An 18,248-nucleotide genomic window follows, 5' to 3' on the forward strand; every position below is an offset into this window, starting at 1 on the left:
ACTAGCGCGTGGGGGTGGTGTCGACGACCGACGGGCGCGCGGACATGCGTTCGAAGTGATCGGCCAAATTGGGGTGGGCGTCGCGCCAGGCAATCTCCGGAAACCGGAAATCGAGGTAGCCGAGCGCACAGACGACGGCCACGTCGGCCAGCGTGAGGCGGTTGCTCGCACACCATTGGCGTTCGTCGAGTCCACGCGCCATTGCGCGCAGCGCTTCGTCGATCTTGCTGCGCTGGCGGTCGATGAGCGCCTGCGAACGCGAGGCTTCGTCGTGGAACATCGCCTCGACGCGAATCTGCACGGCGGCGTCCGTCACGCCATCGGCGAGGGCCTCCCAGCAGCGCACTTCGGCGCGTTCGCGGCCCGAAGGGGGGATGAGCTTGCCCACCGGGGAGAGCGTATCGAGGTACTCGCAGATCACGCGCGAGTCGAACACGGCTTCGCCGTCCTCCATGACCAGACACGGCACTTTGCCCAGCGGGTTGGACTGCTGGATGCGCGTGTCGTCGGCCCACACGTTCTCCAGCTCGAGCTTGTAGTCGAGCTTCTTCTCAGCCAGCACAATGCGGACTTTGCGAACGTAGGGACTGGCGAGGGCACCGATCAACTTCATGTGAATCCTTGATAAATCGCGGTAGGGCGGGGGAGAGTATAACGTGGGCTCCGGGCGCTCGCGCATGCGTGTTGCGTATGCCGCAGCGCGGGGCGAGTCCTGCCCGAATTCCGGTGAAATCGATTCGTCCCAGGATGGGCGAGGCCGAGAATGGTAAAATGCTGGCCTTTCCGAGTTGGCGGCTCGCCGGCTCCCCCGATTTTCTTTTTCGGTGCCCAGTGCCATGTCCGACGAATTCTCCCCATTGACCGCGCTTTCTCCGCTCGACGGCCGTTATGCCAGCAAGACCGACGCCCTGCGTCCGTGGCTGTCCGAAGCGGCGTTCATGCGCCATCGCGTGACGGTCGAGATCCATTGGCTGATCGCCCTGTCCAAGGCCGGTTTCGCCGAAATCGCCCCGTTCTCGGCCGAAGCGGAGACGTTCCTGCTGAGCCTGGCCACCCAGTTCTCGAACGCCGATGCGCAGCGCATCAAGGACATCGAGAAGGTCACGAACCACGACGTGAAGGCTGTCGAGTACTGGCTCAAGGAGAAGGTGCAGGGGCAGGCGGAGCTCGAAAAGGCGAGCGAGTTCATCCACTTCGCCTGCACGTCGGAAGACATCAACAACACCTCGCACGGCCTGATGATCAAGGGCGCGCGCGACAAGGTCGTCGTGCCCGCGCTCGAATCGCTGGTCGCCAAGCTCGGCGAACTGGCCCGCGAACACGCCGCCCAGCCGATGCTCTCGCGCACGCACGGTCAGCCGGCGTCGCCGACTACGCTCGGCAAGGAACTCGCGAACGTGGCCGTACGACTTGCACGCGCGCTCGAGCGCGTTCGCCGCGTCGAGCTGCTCGCCAAAATGAACGGTGCGGTCGGTAACTACAACGCCCACCTCTCGGCCTACCCGGAATACGATTGGGAAGCCTTCTCGAAGGCCGTGATCGAGCAGCGCCTGGGCCTGACGTTCAACCCGTACACGATCCAGATCGAGCCGCACGATTACATGGCCGAGCTGTTCGACGCCGTTGCGCGTGCGAACACCATCCTGCTCGACCTGAACCGCGATATCTGGGGTTATATCTCGGTCGGCTACTTCAAGCAGAAGACGAAGGCCGGCGAGATCGGTTCGTCGACCATGCCGCACAAGGTCAACCCGATCGATTTCGAGAATTCGGAAGGCAACCTCGGGCTGGCGAACGCCGTACTGCGCCATCTGGCCGACAAGCTGCCGGTTTCGCGCTGGCAGCGTGACCTGACCGACTCGACCGTGCTGCGTAACATCGGCGTGGCGTTCGGCTATAGTCTGCTGGCGTACGACTCGTGCAAGCGGGGCCTGGACAAGCTCGAAGTCAATCCGCAGCGTCTGAACGACGATCTCGACAATACGTGGGAAGTGCTGGCCGAGCCGGTACAGACCGTGATGCGCCGCTTCGGCATTCCCAACCCGTACGAGCAGCTCAAGGAGCTGACGCGCGGCAAGGGCATCACGCGCGAAGCGTTGCAGGACTTCATCAAGCAACTGGCTATTCCGGAAGACGCAAAGGCGCGTCTGCTGCAAATGACGCCGGCGAACTACATCGGTATCGCCGAATCGCTCGCCAAGCGGGTCTGAGCGCGTCCAACACGCTTTCTGCTTCAACGAAACGGGCCGCTTTTGCGGCCCGTTTTGCATGGTGACGGCAGCCTGCGCAGGGCAACGTGGGAAGCCGCTGTCGCAACGCGGAGCGCACAATGCACCGGCGAAAAAAAACCGCCGGACATGCCGGCGGTCTTCCTGACGGAGCGCAGTGAGCCGGTCAGACTCGGGCGCCGAAGTTCGGGTCGTTGCGATCGACGCCTTCTTCACCATCCTTGTTGCTGTGCTTGATGAGGTCTTCACGCTTCACGCCGAGCCACATCGCAATGGCCGCGGCCACGAACACCGACGAGTAGATACCGAACAGAATACCCACGGTCAGGGCGAGCGCGAAGTAGTGCAGCGTCTGTCCACCGAAGAAGAACATCGACAGCACCATCATTTCCGTGCTCGCGTGCGTGATGATCGTACGCGACATGGTTGTCGTGATGGCGTGGTCGATCACCTCGCGCACCGTCGCCTTGCGCATCTTGCGGAACGTCTCGCGAATCCGGTCGAAGATCACGACCGATTCGTTCACCGAGTAGCCGAGCACGGCCAACACCCCCGCCAGCACCGCCAGCGAGAACTCCCACTGGAAGTAGGCGAAGAAGCCCAGAATGATCACCACGTCGTGCAGGTTGGCGATCACGCCGGCCACCGCGAATTTCCATTCGAAGCGGAACGACAGGTAGATGATGATGCCGATGACCACGAAGGTCAGCGCCAGCAGGCCATCCGTGAACAACTCGTGGCCGATCTGCGGACCGACGAATTCCACGCGACGCAACTGCACATCGGGGGCGTCGGCCTTCAGGGCGGACATCACGGCGTCGCTTTGCTGCGCACTGGTGACCTGCTTGCCGTCAGAACCGTTCTGGATCGGCAGGCGGATCATCACGTCGCGCGAGGTGCCGAAGCTCTGCACCTGCACGTCGCGATAGCCCAGCTTGCCGACTTCGCCACGGATCTTCTCGAGATCGGCCGCCTGCGTGTAGGCCACTTCCATGACCGTACCGCCGGTGAACTCGATCGACATGTGCAGCCCCCGCGTGAGCAGGAAGAACACCGCCGCCACGAACGTGAGCGCCGAGATGATGTTGAAGATCAGGGCGTGCCGCATGAACGGCACGTCTTTCTTGATGCGGAAAAATTCCATGACTGTTTCCTCTCGCGCCTGCGGTTATTGCTCGCCTGCGTCGGGTGCGTTTTTCGCACCGTCCGGGCGCCAGACCTGACCGATCGCCAGCGTCTTGAGCTTGCGACGGCCGCCGTACCACAGGTTGACCAGACCGCGCGAGAAGAACACGGCCGAGAACATCGAGGTCAGAATACCCAGGCAGTGCACCACGGCGAACGCGCGCACCGGGCCCGAACCGAACGCCAGCAGCGCCAGACCGGCGATGAGCGTGGTCACGTTCGAGTCCAGAATCGTCGCCCAGGCATGCTCGAAGCCCAGCGAAATCGCCTTCTGTGCCGACGCACCCGCGCGCAACTCTTCGCGAATGCGTTCGTTGATCAGCACGTTCGCATCGATGGCCATACCGAGTGTGAGCGCGATAGCGGCAATCCCCGGCAGCGTCAGCGTGGCTTGCATCATCGAGAGCACGGCCACCAGCAGCAACAGGTTGAACAGCAGGGCGATCACCGAGAACACGCCGAACAGCATGTAGTACGCCATCATGAACACGGCGATGGCGATCAGGCCGTACAGCACCGAGTCGACACCCTTGTGCACGTTATCGGCACCCAGGCTCGGACCGATCGTGCGTTCTTCGATGATCTCCATCGGGGCGGCCAGCGAACCGGCGCGCAGCAGCAGTGCCAGGTCGTTGGCGCCCTGCGCCGAGCCCACGCCGGTGATCTGGAAGCTCTGGCCCAGTTCGCTGCGGATGTTCGCCACCGTCAGCACTTCGCCCTTGCCCTTCTCGAACAGCACGATGGCCATCGGCTTGCCGATGTTGTCGCGCGAGACGTCGCGCAGCACACGGCCGCCGGCGGCGTCGAGCTTGATGTTCACCGACGGTTGCTGGTGATCGTCAAAGCCCGCGGACGCGCTGGTGATGCGATCGCCGCTGAAGATCACCTGACGCTTGAGCATCACCGGCGCGCCGTTGCCGTGCAGGAACAATTCGTCCTGCGGCGGCACCGGTGTGTCGGCCGTGATGAGGCGCGGGGCGTCCGGATCGACCAGACGCGCTTCGAGCGTTGCCGTACGGCCGATGATGTCCTTCGCCTTGGCGGTGTCCTGCACGCCGGGCAACTGCACGACGATGCGGTCCGGGCCTTCCTGCTGAATCACCGGCTCGGCCACACCGAGTTCGTTCACCCGGTTATGCAGCGTGACGATGTTCTGCTTGACGGCGTTGTCCTGTACCGCACGACGGGCAGCTTCCGTGAAGGCGCCCACGACCTTGAACGTCCCGTTCGGGCCGGCTTGCGTGGTGTAGGACAGATCGGGCAGGCCGTCGGTCAGGGCACCGCGGGCGCGCTCGGCGTCGTTCTGGTCGCTGAAGACGGCTTCGATGCCAGTGTCCGTACGCGTCACGCCGTTGTGGCGGATGTTCTTGTCGCGCAGCAGCGTGCGGGCATCGGCGGCGCTCGCGTCCAGGCGCTTGGTGATGGCGCCGGCCATGTCGACTTGCAGCAGGAAGTGCACCCCGCCACGCAGGTCGAGACCGAGATACATCGGCAGCGCGTGGATTCGGGTGAGCCATTCCGGCGAGGCCGAGAGCAGGTTAAGCGCGACGACGTAGGTCGGGTCCGTCGGGTCGCTGTTCAGCGCCGTCTGGAGCATGTCCTTGGCCCGCAATTGCGTGTCGGTGTCGGCGAAGCGAATGCGCACGCTCGGGTTGTTGCCCGTGCTGTCGAACACGGCGCCTTGATAGGCGATGTTCTGCGCCTTGAGCGCGTCTTCGGCGCGCGCGAGCGTCGAGGCATCGACCTTGACGGTCGCCTTGACGCTGGAAATCTGTACTGCCGGTGTTTCACCGAACAGGTTGGGCAGCGTATAGAACACCCCGATGGCAAGCGCCACCAGAATGAGGATGTACTTCCAGAGAGGATAGCGATTCATAGCAGCGGGCTAGGGTGATGCCATGTGGCAAACCGTGCTTCAGACCGGCTGGCATGGCAACGAGGGTCGCCAAGGCCGGCGTCGCCATGCACGGCGGCCGCCGTTGAAGGCGGCCGCGTGCAGTGGCGCGAAGGCTCAGAGCGCCTTGATGGTGCCCTTCGGCAGCAGGGTGGTGATCGCACCCTTCTGCACGTTGATTTCGACGTTTTCAGCGATCTCCACGGTCACGAAGGTCTCGCCGACCTTCGAGATACGACCGGCCAGGCCGCCCGAGGTCACGACTTCGTCGCCCTTGGCGAGGGCCGACAGCATGTTGCGCGTTTCTTTCTGGCGCTTCATTTGCGGACGGATCATGATGAAGTACAGCACCACGAACATCAGCACCAGCGGCAGGAAGCTCATCAGGTTGCTGGTCGGGCTCGCGGCGCCTGCCGTCTGAGCGAAGGCATTGGAAATCAGCACGTTCGGTTCTCCTTATGTAAGACGTGTAAAAGCCGCGTGTGGCCGGAGCTCCGGACACGCGCGGCGTGTGTTTCGGTGCGTGGATGCAGGATCCAAGCCCGACATTTTACCACTGCCCAACCCCGGTCTCCGGGGTTTCGGCGCCCGCTGGCGCGCGACGGCCGTCAATGCACGCCGCGCGCGCGATCGGCCCGGAACTGGGCGACGAAAGCGTCGAAACGGTGCGCTTCGATGGCATCCCGGATTTCCTGCATCAGCGTGAGATAGTAATGCAGGTTGTGGATGGTGTTGAGCCGCGCGCCCAGAATTTCCCCGGCTCGCTGCAAATGGTGCAGGTAGGCGCGCGAGAAGTTTCGACAGGCGTAACAGCCGCAAGTTTCGTCCAGAGGGCGCGTATCGGTCTTGTGCGACGCATTGCGGATCTTCAGATCGCCGAATCGCGTGAAGAGCCATCCATTGCGCGCGTTACGCGTGGGCATCACGCAGTCGAACATGTCGACGCCCGCCGCCACGCCAGCCACGAGGTCCTCCGGTGTGCCGACCCCCATCAGGTAGTGGGGTTTGTTCGCCGGCAGCCGCGGCGCCACGTGCTGGAGCACGCGCATCATGTCTTCCTTCGGCTCGCCGACCGACAACCCGCCGATCGCATAGCCGTGAAAGTCCAGTTCCGACAACCCGGCGAGCGACTCGTCGCGCAAATGTTCGTACATGCCGCCTTGCACGATCCCGAACAGGGCATTCGGGTTCTCTAGACGGTTGAATTCGTCGATGGAGCGCTTGGCCCAGCGCATCGACATGCGCATCGACTGGCCGGCCTCGACTTCCGTGGCCGGGCGGCCGTCGATCTCGTACGGCGTGCATTCGTCGAACTGCATGACGATGTCCGAGTTGAGCACGTGCTGGATCTGCATCGAGATTTCGGGCGAGAGGAAGAGACGGTCGCCATTCACAGGCGACGCGAACTTCACGCCTTCCTCGCTGATCTTGCGCAGCTCACCGAGGCTGAATACCTGAAAACCGCCGGAATCCGTGAGAATCGGACGATCCCAGCCCATGAAGCGATGCAGCCCGCCGTGGGCGGCGATCGTCTCCAGCCCGGGGCGCAGCCAAAGGTGGAAGGTATTGCCGAGGATGATCTGGGCGTTGTTCTCGACCAATTCGGCCGGCGACATCGCCTTGACCGAGCCGTAGGTGCCGACCGGCATGAAGATGGGTGTCTCGACCACGCCGTGGTTGAGCGTGACGCGCCCCCGGCGGGCTTGTCCGTCGGTGGTGATGAGTTCGAACTTGAGCATGTGTCGTGCGCCCCGGCACCACCGGCAACACAAGCCGGCGCCCGCACAGGACGTCAAATAAGCGGCCGGCGCCCCATGCGCGGCCAAGCCGCTATTGTACCGGGTCGCACGGCCGTCGATCCAACGGCCGTGCCGCGTCAGGCGGCGGCTTTCGGCGCGTCGTGAGGCGCCACGCGCGAGAGGATCATCGCGTCGCCGTAGCTGAAGAAGCGGTAGCGCTGCTCGATCGCATGCCGGTAGGCCGCGCGGATCGTCTCCATCCCCGAGAACGCCGACACCAGCATGAGCAAGGTCGATTTGGGCAAGTGGAAGTTGGTAATGAGCCGGTCGACCAGTTGGAAATGGTAGCCCGGCGTGATGAAAATGTCCGTCTCGGCACTGCCGGCGCGCAAGGTGCCCGGCGCCCCACCCGCAGCCAGCGTGGCTTGCGCGGCCGACTCCAGGGCACGCATCGACGTCGTGCCGACCGCGACGACGCGGCCGCCGCGCGCGCGGGTGGCGGCGATGGCGTCGACCAGCGACGGCGTGATTTCGTACCACTCCGAGTGCATCTTGTGTTCGCCGATGTTCTCCACGCGCACCGGCTGGAACGTGCCGGCGCCCACGTGCAGCGTCAGTGTGGCGCGGTGCACGCCCAGTGCGTCGAGGTGGGCGAAGAGGCTGTCGTCGAAATGCAGCCCAGCGGTCGGCGCGGCCACCGCGCCCGGGTTGCGGGCATACACGGTCTGGTAGCGCGTTTCGTCGGCGGCGTCGGCGTCGTGTGCGATATACGGCGGCAAGGGCAGGCGGCCGTAGGTCTCCAGCAGCGTATAGCAGTCGTCCGGGAAGTGCAGCGTGTAGAACGGTTCGACGCGCTCGCCAACGGTCACGTCGAACGCATCGGCCAGATGCAGCACGGTGCCGGGCGTCGGGCTCTTGCTCGCCCGGATCTGCGCGAGCACGGTGCGGTTGTCGATCACTCGCTCGACGAGCACCTCAATCTTGCCGCCGCTCGCCTTCTGGCCGAACAGGCGCGCCTTGATGACACGGGTGTCGTTGAACACCAGCAAGTCGCCGGGGGCGAGCAGGCTAGGCAGATCGGCGAAGCGCCGGTCGTACAGATGGGGCGGCGTGACGCTGCCGTCGACCTCCAGCAGGCGGCTGGCGGTGCGCTCGGTGAGCGCGGTCTGCGCGATCAGTTCGGGCGGCAGGTCGAAATCGAAATCGGAAAGGGTATACATCAGCGTTTACAATGCGTAGCAACCGACATTTTACTTGGTTCGTCCGAAGGCCTGCCGGCACGGTGTGCGCCTCACGGCCGAACGTCCCCGACTCGCGACTGCATGACCGAACGCAGAATGCCCGCCACCGCGCCTGACGACGCCCCTGCCGACCTCGTGGACCTTGCCGATGCCGCCGGTGCACAGACCGATGTCGCACCACGTCCCGCCGCGAAGCGCGGTCGGCGCCCGGCTGCGCCGGCGCAGGCGCCGACAGGGGAGGACGACGCGGCCCCCGCCACGTCCACCCAGTCCTCCCAGTCACCGAAAAACGCGAAGGCCGCCGCGCGCAAGACGACCGGCTCGGGCACGGCCGACAAGCTCGCCAAGCTCGGCCTGAAGCGCGACATCGATCTGATTCTGCATCTGCCGATGCGCTACGAGGACGAAACCACCCTGCGCAAGATCGGCGAAGTGCTGCCGAGCGAACTGGCGCAGGTGGAGGGCGTCGTCACGTCAAGTGAAGTGGCCTACCGGCCGCGCCGTCAATGGGTCGTACGCATTGCGGACGAAGGCCACGAACTTGTGCTGCGTTTTCTGAATTTCTACGGCAGCCAGCAGAAGCAACTCGCCGTTGGCACGCGCGTGCGAGTGCGTGGCGAAGTGCGTGGCGGCTTCTTCGGATTGGAGATGGTCCACCCCGCGTATCGCGTGGTGCAGGACGCCGCCGCGCCGCTGCCGGAGTCCCTCACGCCGGTGTACCCGAGCGCGGCGGGCCTGTCGCAAGCGTATCTGCGCAAAGCGATCCACAACGCGATGGAGCGCACGCCGTTGCCGGAGTTGCTGCCGCCAGGACTGCTTCAGCGTGTCATGGGGCCCGAGCATCCGCTCCCGGCGTTGTCCGACGCCGTCCACCTGCTGCACGCGCCTCCGCCCAATGTGTCCGAGACAGCGCTTGTCGAGCGCTCGCATCCGGCATGGCTGCGCATCAAGTGCGAGGAGTTGCTCGCGCAGCAACTGTCGCTCAAACGGGCACAGGCGGCGCGTCGACGGCTCGCGGCCCCTGCGCTCGGCGCCCGCGTGCCGGGGGGCTTGCTCGAACGCTTCGAGGCGGCGCTGCCGTTTCGCCTGACCGGCGCTCAGCAACGCGTGTGGGCCGAGATCCGCGCCGATCTTGCCGAACCGCATCCGATGCAGCGCCTGCTTCAGGGCGACGTGGGCAGCGGCAAGACGATCATTGCGGCGCTGGCCGCGGCACAGGCCATCGACGCAGGGTATCAGGCGGCGATCATGGCGCCGACCGAAATCCTTGCGGAGCAGCATCTGCGCAAACTCTCGGGCTGGCTTGCGCCGTTGGGCGTCGAGGTCGCGTGGCTGGCGGGCAGCATGAAGGCGAAGGAAAAGCGCGAGGCCCTCGCGCGCGTGGCGAGCGGCGACGCGCAACTGGTCATCGGCACGCACGCCATCATTCAGGATACCGTCACGTTTGCGCGACTGGGCATGGCGGTAGTCGACGAGCAACACCGGTTTGGCGTGGCACAGCGTCTGGCGCTGCGCAGCAAGATGCAAACCGCCGGCATGGGTGGCAGCGCCATGCCGCATCAGTTGATGATGAGCGCGACGCCCATTCCGCGAACGCTCGCGATGACGTACTACGCCGATCTGGACGTTTCCGTGATCGACGAGTTGCCGCCGGGCCGCAGTCCCGTCGTCACCAAGCTGATCAGTGACACGCGGCGCCCGGAAGTGATCGAACGCGTGCGGGCGGCGGCGCTGGCCGGCCGCCAGGTGTACTGGGTTTGTCCGCTGATCGAGGAGAGCGAGGCGCTGCAATTGCAGACGGCCGTCGACACGCATGCCCAACTGGTCGCGGCGCTGCCCGAGTTGCGTGTGGGACTCGTGCACGGGCGGCTCGCGCCGGCGGAGAAGGCGGCCGTGATGGACGACTTCACGCGTGGCGACACGCATCTGCTGGTGGCGACCACGGTCATCGAAGTGGGGGTGGACGTGCCGAATGCCTCGCTGATGGTCATCGAACATGCGGAGCGCTTCGGGCTTGCGCAACTGCACCAGTTGCGCGGACGCGTGGGGCGCGGCTCGGCGGAATCGGTATGCCTGTTGATGTATGCGTCACCACTGTCGATGGGCGCGAAGGCGCGTTTGCAAACGATGCGCGAGACCACCGACGGTTTTGTCATTGCGCGACGCGATCTGGAGATTCGCGGCCCGGGCGAATTTCTCGGTGCGCGGCAGTCGGGCGCGGCGATGTTGCGCTTCGTCGATCTGAATGAGGACGCGTGGCTGATCCCGGGCGCCCAGGAGGCGGCCGATGTGCTGCTCGCGTCGCACCCCGGTGCCGTGGCGGCGCACCTGGAGCGCTGGCTCGGGGCGCGGGAAGACTATCTGAAGGCATAACGCCGGTGTCTGCGCGACGGTCGGGCGGCGAGGCGTCAACGGACGCATCTGCGCTGGCATCAACGCGGACGTCGACCGAAAACGGGCAATCGCCGCTCGATTGTGCTATAAAAAACAAAATCTATCGATTGCGGTAATTCGATTAATTTACACAGGTTAGGACGACATGACCCTCACGGAACTCAAGTACATCGTGGCGGTGGCGCGCGAACGCCATTTCGGTCGCGCAGCGGAAGCCTGTTTCGTCAGCCAGCCGACGCTTTCGGTGGCCATCAAGAAGCTCGAAGACGAGCTGAACGTACAGATTTTCGAGCGTGGCGCCGCCGAAGTGAGCGTGACGCCGCTCGGCGAGCAGATCGTTGCTCAGGCGCAGCGAGTGCTCGAGCAGACGATCGCCATCAAGGAAATCGCCAAGCAGGGGCGCGATCCGCTTGCCGGGCCGCTGCGTCTGGGCGTGATCTACACGATCGGGCCGTATCTGCTGCCGTCCCTCGTCAAACAGATGATCGAGACGACGCCGCAGATGCCGCTCATGCTGCAGGAGAACTACACGCTCAAGCTTATCGAGCTGCTCAAGCAGGGCGAAATCGATGCGGCGGTCATGGCACTGCCGTTCCCGGAGAGCGGCCTGATGGTGCGCCCGCTTTACGACGAACCGTTCGTCGTGGCGCTGCCGCGTTCGCATCCGTGGTCCGAGCGTGAGCACATCGACGCGGGCGATCTCAAGCAGGAGACGATGCTGCTGCTGGGCAGTGGGCATTGTTTCCGCGATCACGTGCTGGGTGTGTGTCCGGAACTGATGCGCTTCTCGCAGAATGCCGACGGTATCCAGAAGACGTTCGAAGGCTCTTCGCTGGAGACCATTCGTCATATGGTCTCCAGCGGCGTAGGCATCACCGTGCTGCCGAAGACGTCGGTGCCCGAGACGCAGGCGCCCGACAGTCTGCTGCGCTATGTGCCGTTCTCGGCACCAGTGCCTGACCGTCGCGTCGTGCTGGCGTGGCGCAAGAGCTTCACGCGGCTGCCCGCCATCGACGCCGTGGCGCAAGCCATCGCCCGATGCCATCTGCCGGGCGTGATTCCCCTCGATCTGCCGGCAACGTCGAACTGATACGCCGGGACCCACCCGTTCCGTTACCGCTTGAAGGTGCAATACGCCGTCGCTTGGTGCTGCGGCGTATTGTTTTTAGCTATTGAACGCATAAAAACGATTAACTCGACCGTTTTCATAAGGCGAATTAGTCTTAAGCATCGAGAAGCCCGGCAAGCCATGACTGAGCGCGTCGACTACGGCCAGAAAGCGCGTATGGCGGCGATGCCGTAGGCCCCGGCGTGGCGCGCGCTCGACAAGGCGTCGTCCCGCATGCCGCCGAGGGCGAACACCGGCAGCGACGTTTGCGCGGCGAGCGCGGTGAATGCGGGCCAGCCAAGCGGCTTGGCGTCCGGATGCGTCGCGGTGACGAGCACGGGCGATAGCGTAATGAAGTCGAGGCCCAGAAGCGTGGCGCGTTCGACCTGTGCGGCGTTGTGACAGGCGGCGCTGACAAGCTTCCAGCCCGCGGGACGAGCATCGCAGACCATGAGTCGCGCACTCGTCAGATGCCAGCCGTCTGCCTGCGGGACAGTACTGGCGTGCACGCCGTTCGGTGCGTCGAGCCAGAGATCCGTAACGCTTTGCGGCGGGTTGAGGATAAGTTGCGCACCTGCCGCATGGGTCAATGCCAGGGCGCTCTCTGCCAAGGCCCGGTAGCTGTCGGCATCGAGCGAACGATTGCGAAGCTGTACCAGCCGGATGCCGCGGGCGAGTGCTTGCGCGAGTTGTGACGCGAACCCGGCAATCTGTGAGCGCGTCGCGATATCGGGCGTCACCAGGAGTTGGCGCGGCAGAGGCGTTTGCGCGGGAGGCGTGGCACGGTCCGCTTTGTCGTGCGCGGCCGGGCGGTCGGGCATCGACAGGCGGTAGGCGGAATCTGCGGGGTCTGCGGACATGCGCGCAGTGTAACCGGAATGCCAGCGCGCACGTCTCGAGGAAAGTACGGAGAGCGCTCGCGCGAAACATCGGCGGGTGAGAGGCATCACATCCAGACGTGCCGGGTATCGTCACACGATCCCGATAGACTGGACCGATGCCCGCCGAAGTCGGGATTCGTCGGCCTGCGCCGGCATTTTCATTTCAGTCCAGCGTGCCCCCACAGTACGACGGGGGCACCATCACCAACGGAGTCGGATCATGGCAAAGAAGAACAATGTGGCTAGTGTGAACATCGGCATCAGCGAGAAGGATCGCAAGCGTATCGTCGAAGGATTGAGCCATCTGCTGGCCGACACCTACACGCTTTATCTGAAGACGCACAACTTCCATTGGAATGTGACCGGTCCGATGTTCAACACCCTGCATCTGATGTTCGAAGGGCAGTACAACGAACTCGCCCTGGCCGTCGACCTGATTGCCGAGCGTATTCGCGCGTTGGGTTACCCGGCGCCGGGGACCTACAAGGAGTTTGCGAAGCTGTCGTCGATTCCCGAAGCCGACGGTGTGCCGGCTGCCGAAGAGATGATTCGCCAATTGGTCGAAGGGCAGGAAGCGGTGACCCGCACCGCGCGCGGCATTTTCCCGACGGTCGACGCCGCCTCCGACGAGCCGACCGCCGACCTGCTCACGCAACGCATGCAACTGCACGAAAAGAACGCATGGATGCTGCGCAGCCTGCTGGCCTGACAGCCTGACGCCAGGCCCGGCTATCGTACGGAAGATGTCATAGAGAAAGGGTGCGCTGCGCAGTGCAGTCCAGTACACTGGCCGGATGCCCTTCGATTGGCTTGCCCGCACCCTTCTCGTCAGCCTGTTCCTGCCGCCGGTCAATGTACTGCTGCTAGCGGGTTTCGCCGTCGCCATCGGGCGGCGCTGTCCGCGTGTCGGCAAAACGCTGGCGATCGTCGCGATACTTGCGCTATGGGTGCAGGCGATGCCTTGGTTCGGCCGGCAGTTGGCTCGACCGCTGGAAACCCGCTCCCCGATCGATCTCAAGTCGCTCGACGCCGCGCGCGGGGCGAGCGGGGCGGCAGCGACGCTGCCGCAGGCGGTGGTGATCCTTGGTGGCGGGGCGACCCATCATGCGCCAGAATTCGGGCGTGAACGCGATTCCGATCTGAAGGCCCCCACGTTGGCCCGCGTGCGGTATGGCGCGCTGCTCGCGCGTCGCACGCAATTGCCGGTGCTTGTCTCGGGCGGCAGTCCGACTGGCGATGTGGTCGAGGCGCGCATGATGGCCCAAGTCGCGACCGAAGAATTCGGCGTCCCGGTGCGCTGGATCGAAGGACAATCGTTGAATACGGCGCAAAACGCCACCTTCAGCGCGCGTATGCTGGCGAACGTCGGCGTGTCGCGCGTCTATCTGGTCACGAGCGCCTGGCATATGCGCCGGGCTCGCGACCAGTTCGAACGTGCTGGACTGACGGTGGTACCCGCACCGTGCTGCAATGCAAACGCGTTCGAAGCGGATGTTATTCCCGGCTGGTGGCCCACCGTCGGTGGCTTGCGCACCACGCATCAGGCGCTGCGCGAATGGATGGCCCTGGCCGTGGGGCATTGAGCTTTTCATGCCCTTTTCGATGCCACGAAGTACCGGCGTCTCAAAGGGACGACGAACGAATCGGGGTCACGCATGGATGCGGGCTCCTTGAATTGCCAACCTCAAACGAGAGAGACGTATGAAGACGAAAGCTGTCCTGAGCGTTGAAGACGTGCAGAAGATCAACGCCGCCGCCGTGGCCGAAGCCACCGCGAACGGTTGGAACGTGTGCATCACGATCGTCGACGACGGCGGTCACGCGCTGTCGCTATATCGTATGGACGGTGCGGCGCCCAGCACGGCCATGATGTCGCTGGGCAAGGCGCAGACCTCCGCGGTCGGCCGTCGTGAAAGCGGCGCGTTCGAGGAGATGATCAATGGCGGCCGCTTTGCGTTCCTGAGCGCGCCGAACACCGCGATGCTCGAAGGCGGCGTGCCCATCGTGATCGACGGCAACGTGATTGGCGCGGTCGGTGTGTCCGGTGTGAAGTCGACGCAGGATGCCCAGATCGCGCGGGCTGGGATCGCGGCGGTCAAGCGCGCCTGAGCGCCTAAGTGCCTCGGGGCACTCGCCCGCCTCCGTAGGTCCGTAGGGACAAAAAGCATCGTCGATGAGTTCGGCGATGCTTTTTTTTCGACGGCACGAAAGAAAAACCCGTCCTCGCGGACGGGGCAAAGGCTTGTCAGGCCGGATGGCCACCCCCTGAGGTTTGGCAGGCTGGGCCACGAGGAGAACATCAATGAAACTCGCGTGGACGGACAAAAAAAACGGCTTGGCTGGCGTGCAACGCAGGTAGAGAGGGGCTTGCCGTAACTACATGGGATTGCGTTGCATTCGCTGGCTACTGCCAAACACCTCTTAGGCGAGGTGGTCCCCACAAAACTCGGTAACGGGGCGGCACGGTCGTGGTCGTGCCGCCGCCAAAATTCGTGACGGATTGCGCGTCTTATTTCGTCAGGATCAACTTGCCGTACCGCGTGGCGCGCAACTGATACGTCTGTCCGTTGTGCAGGATGTTCACGCATTGCGTGCCTTGCAGCAGGTGTTCGCTCGTGAGCGCGCGCCCCGTGGTGTGGCTGGCCGATTTATCCGTTTGCGCACGTGACGCCGACAGCGTGCGGCGCGGTGCCATGGCGGGCGGGGTCTGGCGGGCAGGGGTGTGGCTTGCGGTCATCTCGCTCATCCGTGTGGCTGACTATGAGACAGATATTAAATGAGAATCATTACTATTTACATTGAAATATGGCTATTGCTGTGAATTCCGAATAGTGAGTGGCTAATCGCGGATTCGCCGGACGGTGGCACGCCACGCCCGGCGAATCGCTTGCCGATGACCGCTTAGCCCAGCGCGCCTTGTTCGGCGAGCGCCCGGATCTGCCCGACGGTGTCGATATCGGCCTCACGATAGGCGGACTTCACGAACTCGCTATAGCGCGTGTCTGCCGTGGCGGCGTCTTCCTGCAGTGTGGTGCTGTAGGTGAAGCGCACGAAGTAATGCGTCGGCGTCGGCTCTTCGATACGCATGGTGAGGGTGCCACCCGCGTGCTGATCCGTCGCCGCCGTCTCGTAGCGCACCCACTGCTGGGCCTCGAAGACGACCCGGTCGTGCACTACCGCTTCACCGAAGCGCAGCTCGCGGGTCAGCGAGTCGTCGGTGCGTTCGTGCACGATGCACTTGTCGAGTCCGAGCACGAAAGTCTCCGGTTGCTCGGCGCGCAGCACGAGACCGCGCCACAGTTGATCGCGCGTCAACGCGAAGGCCAGCGGGTTCAGGAGGTCGTTGACCTCGATCAGGTGTTCGTACTGCAAGAAAGTCTCCCCATCCATCGGTGCGGGCCGGCATGCGGTGACAGCATGCCGGCGTCGCGCCGAATATTACTCGACCAACAGACTGTCGATGGCAATGGTGCCCGATAACACCTTGTGAATTGGGCACGCATTCGCGATTTCCAAGAGGCGCTGACGTTGCTCCTCCGACAAATCTCCGGCCAGTTCGATTTTGCGCGTGATTTGCGTGGTCCCGACGGGCGGTTTGCCGTCCGGATTCATCGCGAGCGTCACGGTCACTTCCTTGAGCGGCCACTCCTTGCGCCGCGCATACATCTGCAACGTGATCGAGGTGCAGGCGCCGAGACTGGAAAGCAGCAACGCCGCAGGGGCGGGACCGAGGTCGCCGCCGCCGAGCGCCGCGGGCTCGTCGGCCAGCCATTCATGCTTGCCGTCCGAGAGGGGCGTGGTAAAACCTGCGGCGCCCAAATGGGCGGTGACTATCGCTTCTGCAGCCATGGCAGCTCCTGTGGGGGCCAAATGAACGTTAGGGTGAACGGCACGGAACGTATCGGGAGAGGATGAGAACGGCCCGGTGACGATGTCGAGCCACAACGCACTCTGCGTGCCATTGTGACCCAAATTCACCGGGCCGGTACGAACGGCGGGGATCTCCCCGACGACGACGCCTCAGTCGGTGGTGCTCGAGGCCGGAATCCGTCCCATGCGGCCGGCCTGGAAGTCGAGAATCGCCTGACGAATCTCGCCCTCCGTGTTCATCACGAATGGGCCGTAGCGGGCCACCGGCTCACCCAGCGGCTTGCCGCCGATCAGCAGGAACGACATCGGTCTGTCGCTAACGTTGCGCACGGCAATGCGCTCGCCGGCGTCACCGAATACGACCATCTGATGCGTCTTGGCCACAGTGGCGTCGTCGCCGAATTGCCCTTCGCCGTCGATCACATAGGCGAACACGTTGAAGTCCGTGGGCACGGAATGATCGAGCACTCCCTGCGATTGCAGCGTGAAGTGCTGGTACAGGATCGGCGTCCGCGTTTCGATGGCGGCGCGCGTGCCAAGCGCCTCGCCCGCAATCACGCGCACCGACACTTTGCCGTCTTCGCTTGTCGCGCTCGGGATGCCGGCCGCCGGCAGTTCCTGGTAGCGCGGCGTCATCATCTTGTCCGTGCGCGGCAGGTTCACCCAGAGCTGGAAGCCGTGCATCTCGCCGCCGCGCTGCTGAAAGGCCTGCGAGGGCATTTCGGAGTGGATGACGCCCGCACCAGCCGTCATCCACTGCACGTCGCCTGGCGTGAGCTTGCCCGCGTGGCCTTGTGAGTCGCGATGCTCCATTTCGCCGGCGAGCAAGTACGTCACGGTCTCGAAGCCGCGGTGCGGGTGATCGGGGGCGCCCTTGGCGTCCCCGGGGGCGACTTGCATTGGCCCCATTTCGTCGAGCAGGAGGAACGGATCGAAGTCCGTCATCATACGTGTCGGGAACGGGCGATTGACGTGAAAACCGGCGCCTTCCTGCGTTTGCGCTGCCGTGAAGACGCGGGCGATCGGGCGGGCGGACGGGGTGCTCATGGGGAAACCTCCTGTGGGGGGCGCATGCCGAGATGGCATTGTGCGTCCAATGTCGTGCCCAAACTATATCGGGGCGCATGGCCCCGGGAGTAGCCCGTAACGCAGGAAGGATTGTTACCCGATTGGAACAATGCCGGCCAAATGTGGCCGCACGACGTCGTTTGCGAATTCGATGGGCGAAAAAAAGCGCGGTGACGAGCACCGCGCTTGCGCGATTCGTGAACGCGTCAAACCTATTTCGTGTCGGGGGCGGTCACGAAGCCGAGTTTGGTGATGCCGGCCGTCTGCGCTTGCGCCAGCACTTTGGCGACGCTCTCGTAGCGCACGTTCTTGTCGGCGAACAGGTGCAGTTCCGGCTGCGGCTGGGCTTCGGCGGCCTGCGCCAGACGCGCCTTGAGTGCGGTCTCGTCGACGACCTGCTTGTCCCAGAAGACGGTGCCGTCGGCCTGGATCGACAGATCGATCTTGGCCGGCTTGGTGTCTTCCGGCTGGCTGCTTGCCTGCGGCAGGTCGAGCTTGACCGATTGATTGAGCACCGGCAGCGTCACGATGAAGATGATCAGCAGTACCAGCATGACGTCGACGAGCGGCGTCATGTTGATCTCGCTCATCATGGCGTCGTCGGCACCGTCGTCGCTGCTGTATGAACCCATAGCCATGG

Annotated in this window: 18 protein-coding genes; 6 read left to right on the forward strand and 12 right to left on the reverse strand. The window is 64.2% G+C overall.

Annotation, left to right across the window (positions count from 1 at the left end; all coding sequences use genetic code 11):
* Position 1: 1 nt before the first annotated feature.
* Positions 2–613: a glutathione S-transferase family protein gene (locus tag OYT13_RS04130; RefSeq protein ID WP_268567295.1), complete on the reverse strand. Its 612-nt coding sequence runs from the start codon at positions 611–613 to the stop codon at positions 2–4.
* 223 nt (positions 614–836) lie between these two features.
* On the opposite strand from OYT13_RS04130, the gene purB reads away from it, so the two are divergent.
* Positions 837–2,210: an adenylosuccinate lyase gene (purB, locus tag OYT13_RS04135; protein ID WP_017233096.1), complete on the forward strand. Its 1,374-nt coding sequence runs from the start codon at positions 837–839 to the stop codon at positions 2,208–2,210.
* Positions 2,211–2,394: 184 nt separating this feature from the next.
* Here purB and secF read toward each other — a convergent pair whose 3' ends face one another.
* The 5 genes from secF to queA all read right to left on the reverse strand — a co-directional run bounded on the left by secF (position 2,395) and on the right by queA (position 8,266).
* On the reverse strand, positions 2,395–3,372 hold the full coding sequence (gene secF, locus OYT13_RS04140) for a protein translocase subunit SecF (protein WP_017233097.1): 978 nt from the start codon (positions 3,370–3,372) through the stop codon (positions 2,395–2,397).
* A 24-nt stretch (positions 3,373–3,396) separates the two neighbouring features.
* Positions 3,397–5,289 (reverse strand): protein translocase subunit SecD, encoded by a 1,893-nt coding sequence (gene secD / locus OYT13_RS04145; protein WP_268567296.1) that lies wholly within the window; start codon positions 5,287–5,289, stop codon positions 3,397–3,399.
* Between the two features lie 135 nt (positions 5,290–5,424).
* Positions 5,425–5,691, reverse strand: a complete 267-nt coding sequence (yajC, locus tag OYT13_RS04150; RefSeq protein ID WP_232424572.1) for a preprotein translocase subunit YajC — start codon at positions 5,689–5,691, stop codon at positions 5,425–5,427.
* Positions 5,692–5,915: 224 nt separating this feature from the next.
* Entirely contained in the window at positions 5,916–7,046 is a 1,131-nt protein-coding gene (gene tgt, locus OYT13_RS04155) for a tRNA guanosine(34) transglycosylase Tgt (RefSeq protein ID WP_017233100.1), read from the reverse strand.
* Between the two features lie 137 nt (positions 7,047–7,183).
* Positions 7,184–8,266 (reverse strand): tRNA preQ1(34) S-adenosylmethionine ribosyltransferase-isomerase QueA, encoded by a 1,083-nt coding sequence (gene queA / locus OYT13_RS04160; RefSeq protein ID WP_017233101.1) that lies wholly within the window; start codon positions 8,264–8,266, stop codon positions 7,184–7,186.
* A gap of 102 nt (positions 8,267–8,368) precedes the next feature.
* On the opposite strand from queA, the gene recG reads away from it, so the two are divergent.
* Entirely contained in the window at positions 8,369–10,660 is a 2,292-nt protein-coding gene (recG, locus tag OYT13_RS04165) for an ATP-dependent DNA helicase RecG (protein ID WP_268567297.1), read from the forward strand.
* Between the two features lie 166 nt (positions 10,661–10,826).
* Positions 10,827–11,771, forward strand: coding sequence for a LysR substrate-binding domain-containing protein (locus OYT13_RS04170; RefSeq protein ID WP_268567298.1), 945 nt, complete (start codon positions 10,827–10,829; stop codon positions 11,769–11,771).
* Positions 11,772–11,947: 176 nt separating this feature from the next.
* On the opposite strand, the gene OYT13_RS04175 is transcribed toward OYT13_RS04170, so the two are convergent.
* Positions 11,948–12,649 carry a thiamine phosphate synthase gene (locus OYT13_RS04175; protein ID WP_268567299.1) on the reverse strand — a complete coding sequence of 234 codons (702 nt, stop codon included), beginning with the start codon at positions 12,647–12,649 and terminating at the stop codon, positions 11,948–11,950.
* A gap of 241 nt (positions 12,650–12,890) precedes the next feature.
* Between OYT13_RS04175 and OYT13_RS04180 the strand changes: the two genes are divergently transcribed.
* The 3 genes from OYT13_RS04180 to OYT13_RS04190 all read left to right on the forward strand — a co-directional run bounded on the left by OYT13_RS04180 (position 12,891) and on the right by OYT13_RS04190 (position 14,779).
* A complete protein-coding gene (locus OYT13_RS04180) occupies positions 12,891–13,379 on the forward strand; it encodes a Dps family protein (protein WP_017233106.1) in 489 nt (162 codons plus the stop codon).
* A gap of 85 nt (positions 13,380–13,464) precedes the next feature.
* Complete coding sequence (locus tag OYT13_RS04185) at positions 13,465–14,253, forward strand: YdcF family protein (RefSeq protein WP_268567300.1); 789 nt, start codon at positions 13,465–13,467, stop codon at positions 14,251–14,253.
* 118 nt (positions 14,254–14,371) lie between these two features.
* A complete protein-coding gene (locus tag OYT13_RS04190) occupies positions 14,372–14,779 on the forward strand; it encodes a GlcG/HbpS family heme-binding protein (RefSeq protein WP_017233108.1) in 408 nt (135 codons plus the stop codon).
* A 400-nt stretch (positions 14,780–15,179) separates the two neighbouring features.
* Here the strand turns inward: OYT13_RS04190 and hemP are convergent, their stop codons facing one another.
* The 5 genes from hemP to OYT13_RS04215 form a co-directional block, all read right to left on the reverse strand.
* Positions 15,180–15,416 carry a hemin uptake protein HemP gene (gene hemP / locus OYT13_RS04195; protein WP_026131789.1) on the reverse strand — a complete coding sequence of 79 codons (237 nt, stop codon included), beginning with the start codon at positions 15,414–15,416 and terminating at the stop codon, positions 15,180–15,182.
* 155 nt (positions 15,417–15,571) lie between these two features.
* Positions 15,572–16,042, reverse strand: coding sequence for an SRPBCC family protein (locus tag OYT13_RS04200; protein WP_017233110.1), 471 nt, complete (start codon positions 16,040–16,042; stop codon positions 15,572–15,574).
* Between the two features lie 66 nt (positions 16,043–16,108).
* Positions 16,109–16,519, reverse strand: a complete 411-nt coding sequence (locus OYT13_RS04205; protein WP_017233111.1) for an OsmC family protein — start codon at positions 16,517–16,519, stop codon at positions 16,109–16,111.
* A 171-nt stretch (positions 16,520–16,690) separates the two neighbouring features.
* Positions 16,691–17,587: a pirin family protein gene (locus OYT13_RS04210; protein WP_017233112.1), complete on the reverse strand. Its 897-nt coding sequence runs from the start codon at positions 17,585–17,587 to the stop codon at positions 16,691–16,693.
* A gap of 233 nt (positions 17,588–17,820) precedes the next feature.
* Positions 17,821–18,246, reverse strand: coding sequence for an ExbD/TolR family protein (locus tag OYT13_RS04215; protein WP_026131790.1), 426 nt, complete (start codon positions 18,244–18,246; stop codon positions 17,821–17,823).
* Positions 18,247–18,248: the final 2 nt, after the last annotated feature.

It is taken from the genome of Pandoraea sp. XJJ-1 (genome assembly GCF_026802345.1).
Classification (GTDB): Bacteria; Pseudomonadota; Gammaproteobacteria; order Burkholderiales; family Burkholderiaceae; genus Pandoraea; species Pandoraea cepalis.

Bases quoted from the DNA above. Each gene is read 5' to 3' on its own strand.
- OYT13_RS04130 (WP_268567295.1), bottom strand. From the start codon at position 613: ATGAAGTTGATCGGTGCCCTCGCCAGTCCCTACGTTCGCAAAGTCCGC.
- purB (WP_017233096.1), top strand. From the start codon at position 837: ATGTCCGACGAATTCTCCCCATTGACCGCGCTTTCTCCGCTCGACGGC.
- secF (WP_017233097.1), bottom strand. From the start codon at position 3,372: ATGGAATTTTTCCGCATCAAGAAAGACGTGCCGTTCATGCGGCACGCC.
- secD (WP_268567296.1), bottom strand. From the start codon at position 5,289: ATGAATCGCTATCCTCTCTGGAAGTACATCCTCATTCTGGTGGCGCTT.
- yajC (WP_232424572.1), bottom strand. From the start codon at position 5,691: ATGAGCTTCCTGCCGCTGGTGCTGATGTTCGTGGTGCTGTACTTCATC.
- tgt (WP_017233100.1), bottom strand. From the start codon at position 7,046: ATGCTCAAGTTCGAACTCATCACCACCGACGGACAAGCCCGCCGGGGG.
- queA (WP_017233101.1), bottom strand. From the start codon at position 8,266: ATGTATACCCTTTCCGATTTCGATTTCGACCTGCCGCCCGAACTGATC.
- recG (WP_268567297.1), top strand. From the start codon at position 8,369: ATGACCGAACGCAGAATGCCCGCCACCGCGCCTGACGACGCCCCTGCC.
- OYT13_RS04170 (WP_268567298.1), top strand. From the start codon at position 10,827: ATGACCCTCACGGAACTCAAGTACATCGTGGCGGTGGCGCGCGAACGC.
- OYT13_RS04175 (WP_268567299.1), bottom strand. From the start codon at position 12,649: ATGTCCGCAGACCCCGCAGATTCCGCCTACCGCCTGTCGATGCCCGAC.
- OYT13_RS04180 (WP_017233106.1), top strand. From the start codon at position 12,891: ATGGCAAAGAAGAACAATGTGGCTAGTGTGAACATCGGCATCAGCGAG.
- OYT13_RS04185 (WP_268567300.1), top strand. From the start codon at position 13,465: ATGCCCTTCGATTGGCTTGCCCGCACCCTTCTCGTCAGCCTGTTCCTG.
- OYT13_RS04190 (WP_017233108.1), top strand. From the start codon at position 14,372: ATGAAGACGAAAGCTGTCCTGAGCGTTGAAGACGTGCAGAAGATCAAC.
- hemP (WP_026131789.1), bottom strand. From the start codon at position 15,416: ATGAGCGAGATGACCGCAAGCCACACCCCTGCCCGCCAGACCCCGCCC.
- OYT13_RS04205 (WP_017233111.1), bottom strand. From the start codon at position 16,519: ATGGCTGCAGAAGCGATAGTCACCGCCCATTTGGGCGCCGCAGGTTTT.
- OYT13_RS04210 (WP_017233112.1), bottom strand. From the start codon at position 17,587: ATGAGCACCCCGTCCGCCCGCCCGATCGCCCGCGTCTTCACGGCAGCG.
- OYT13_RS04215 (WP_026131790.1), bottom strand. From the start codon at position 18,246: ATGGCTATGGGTTCATACAGCAGCGACGACGGTGCCGACGACGCCATG.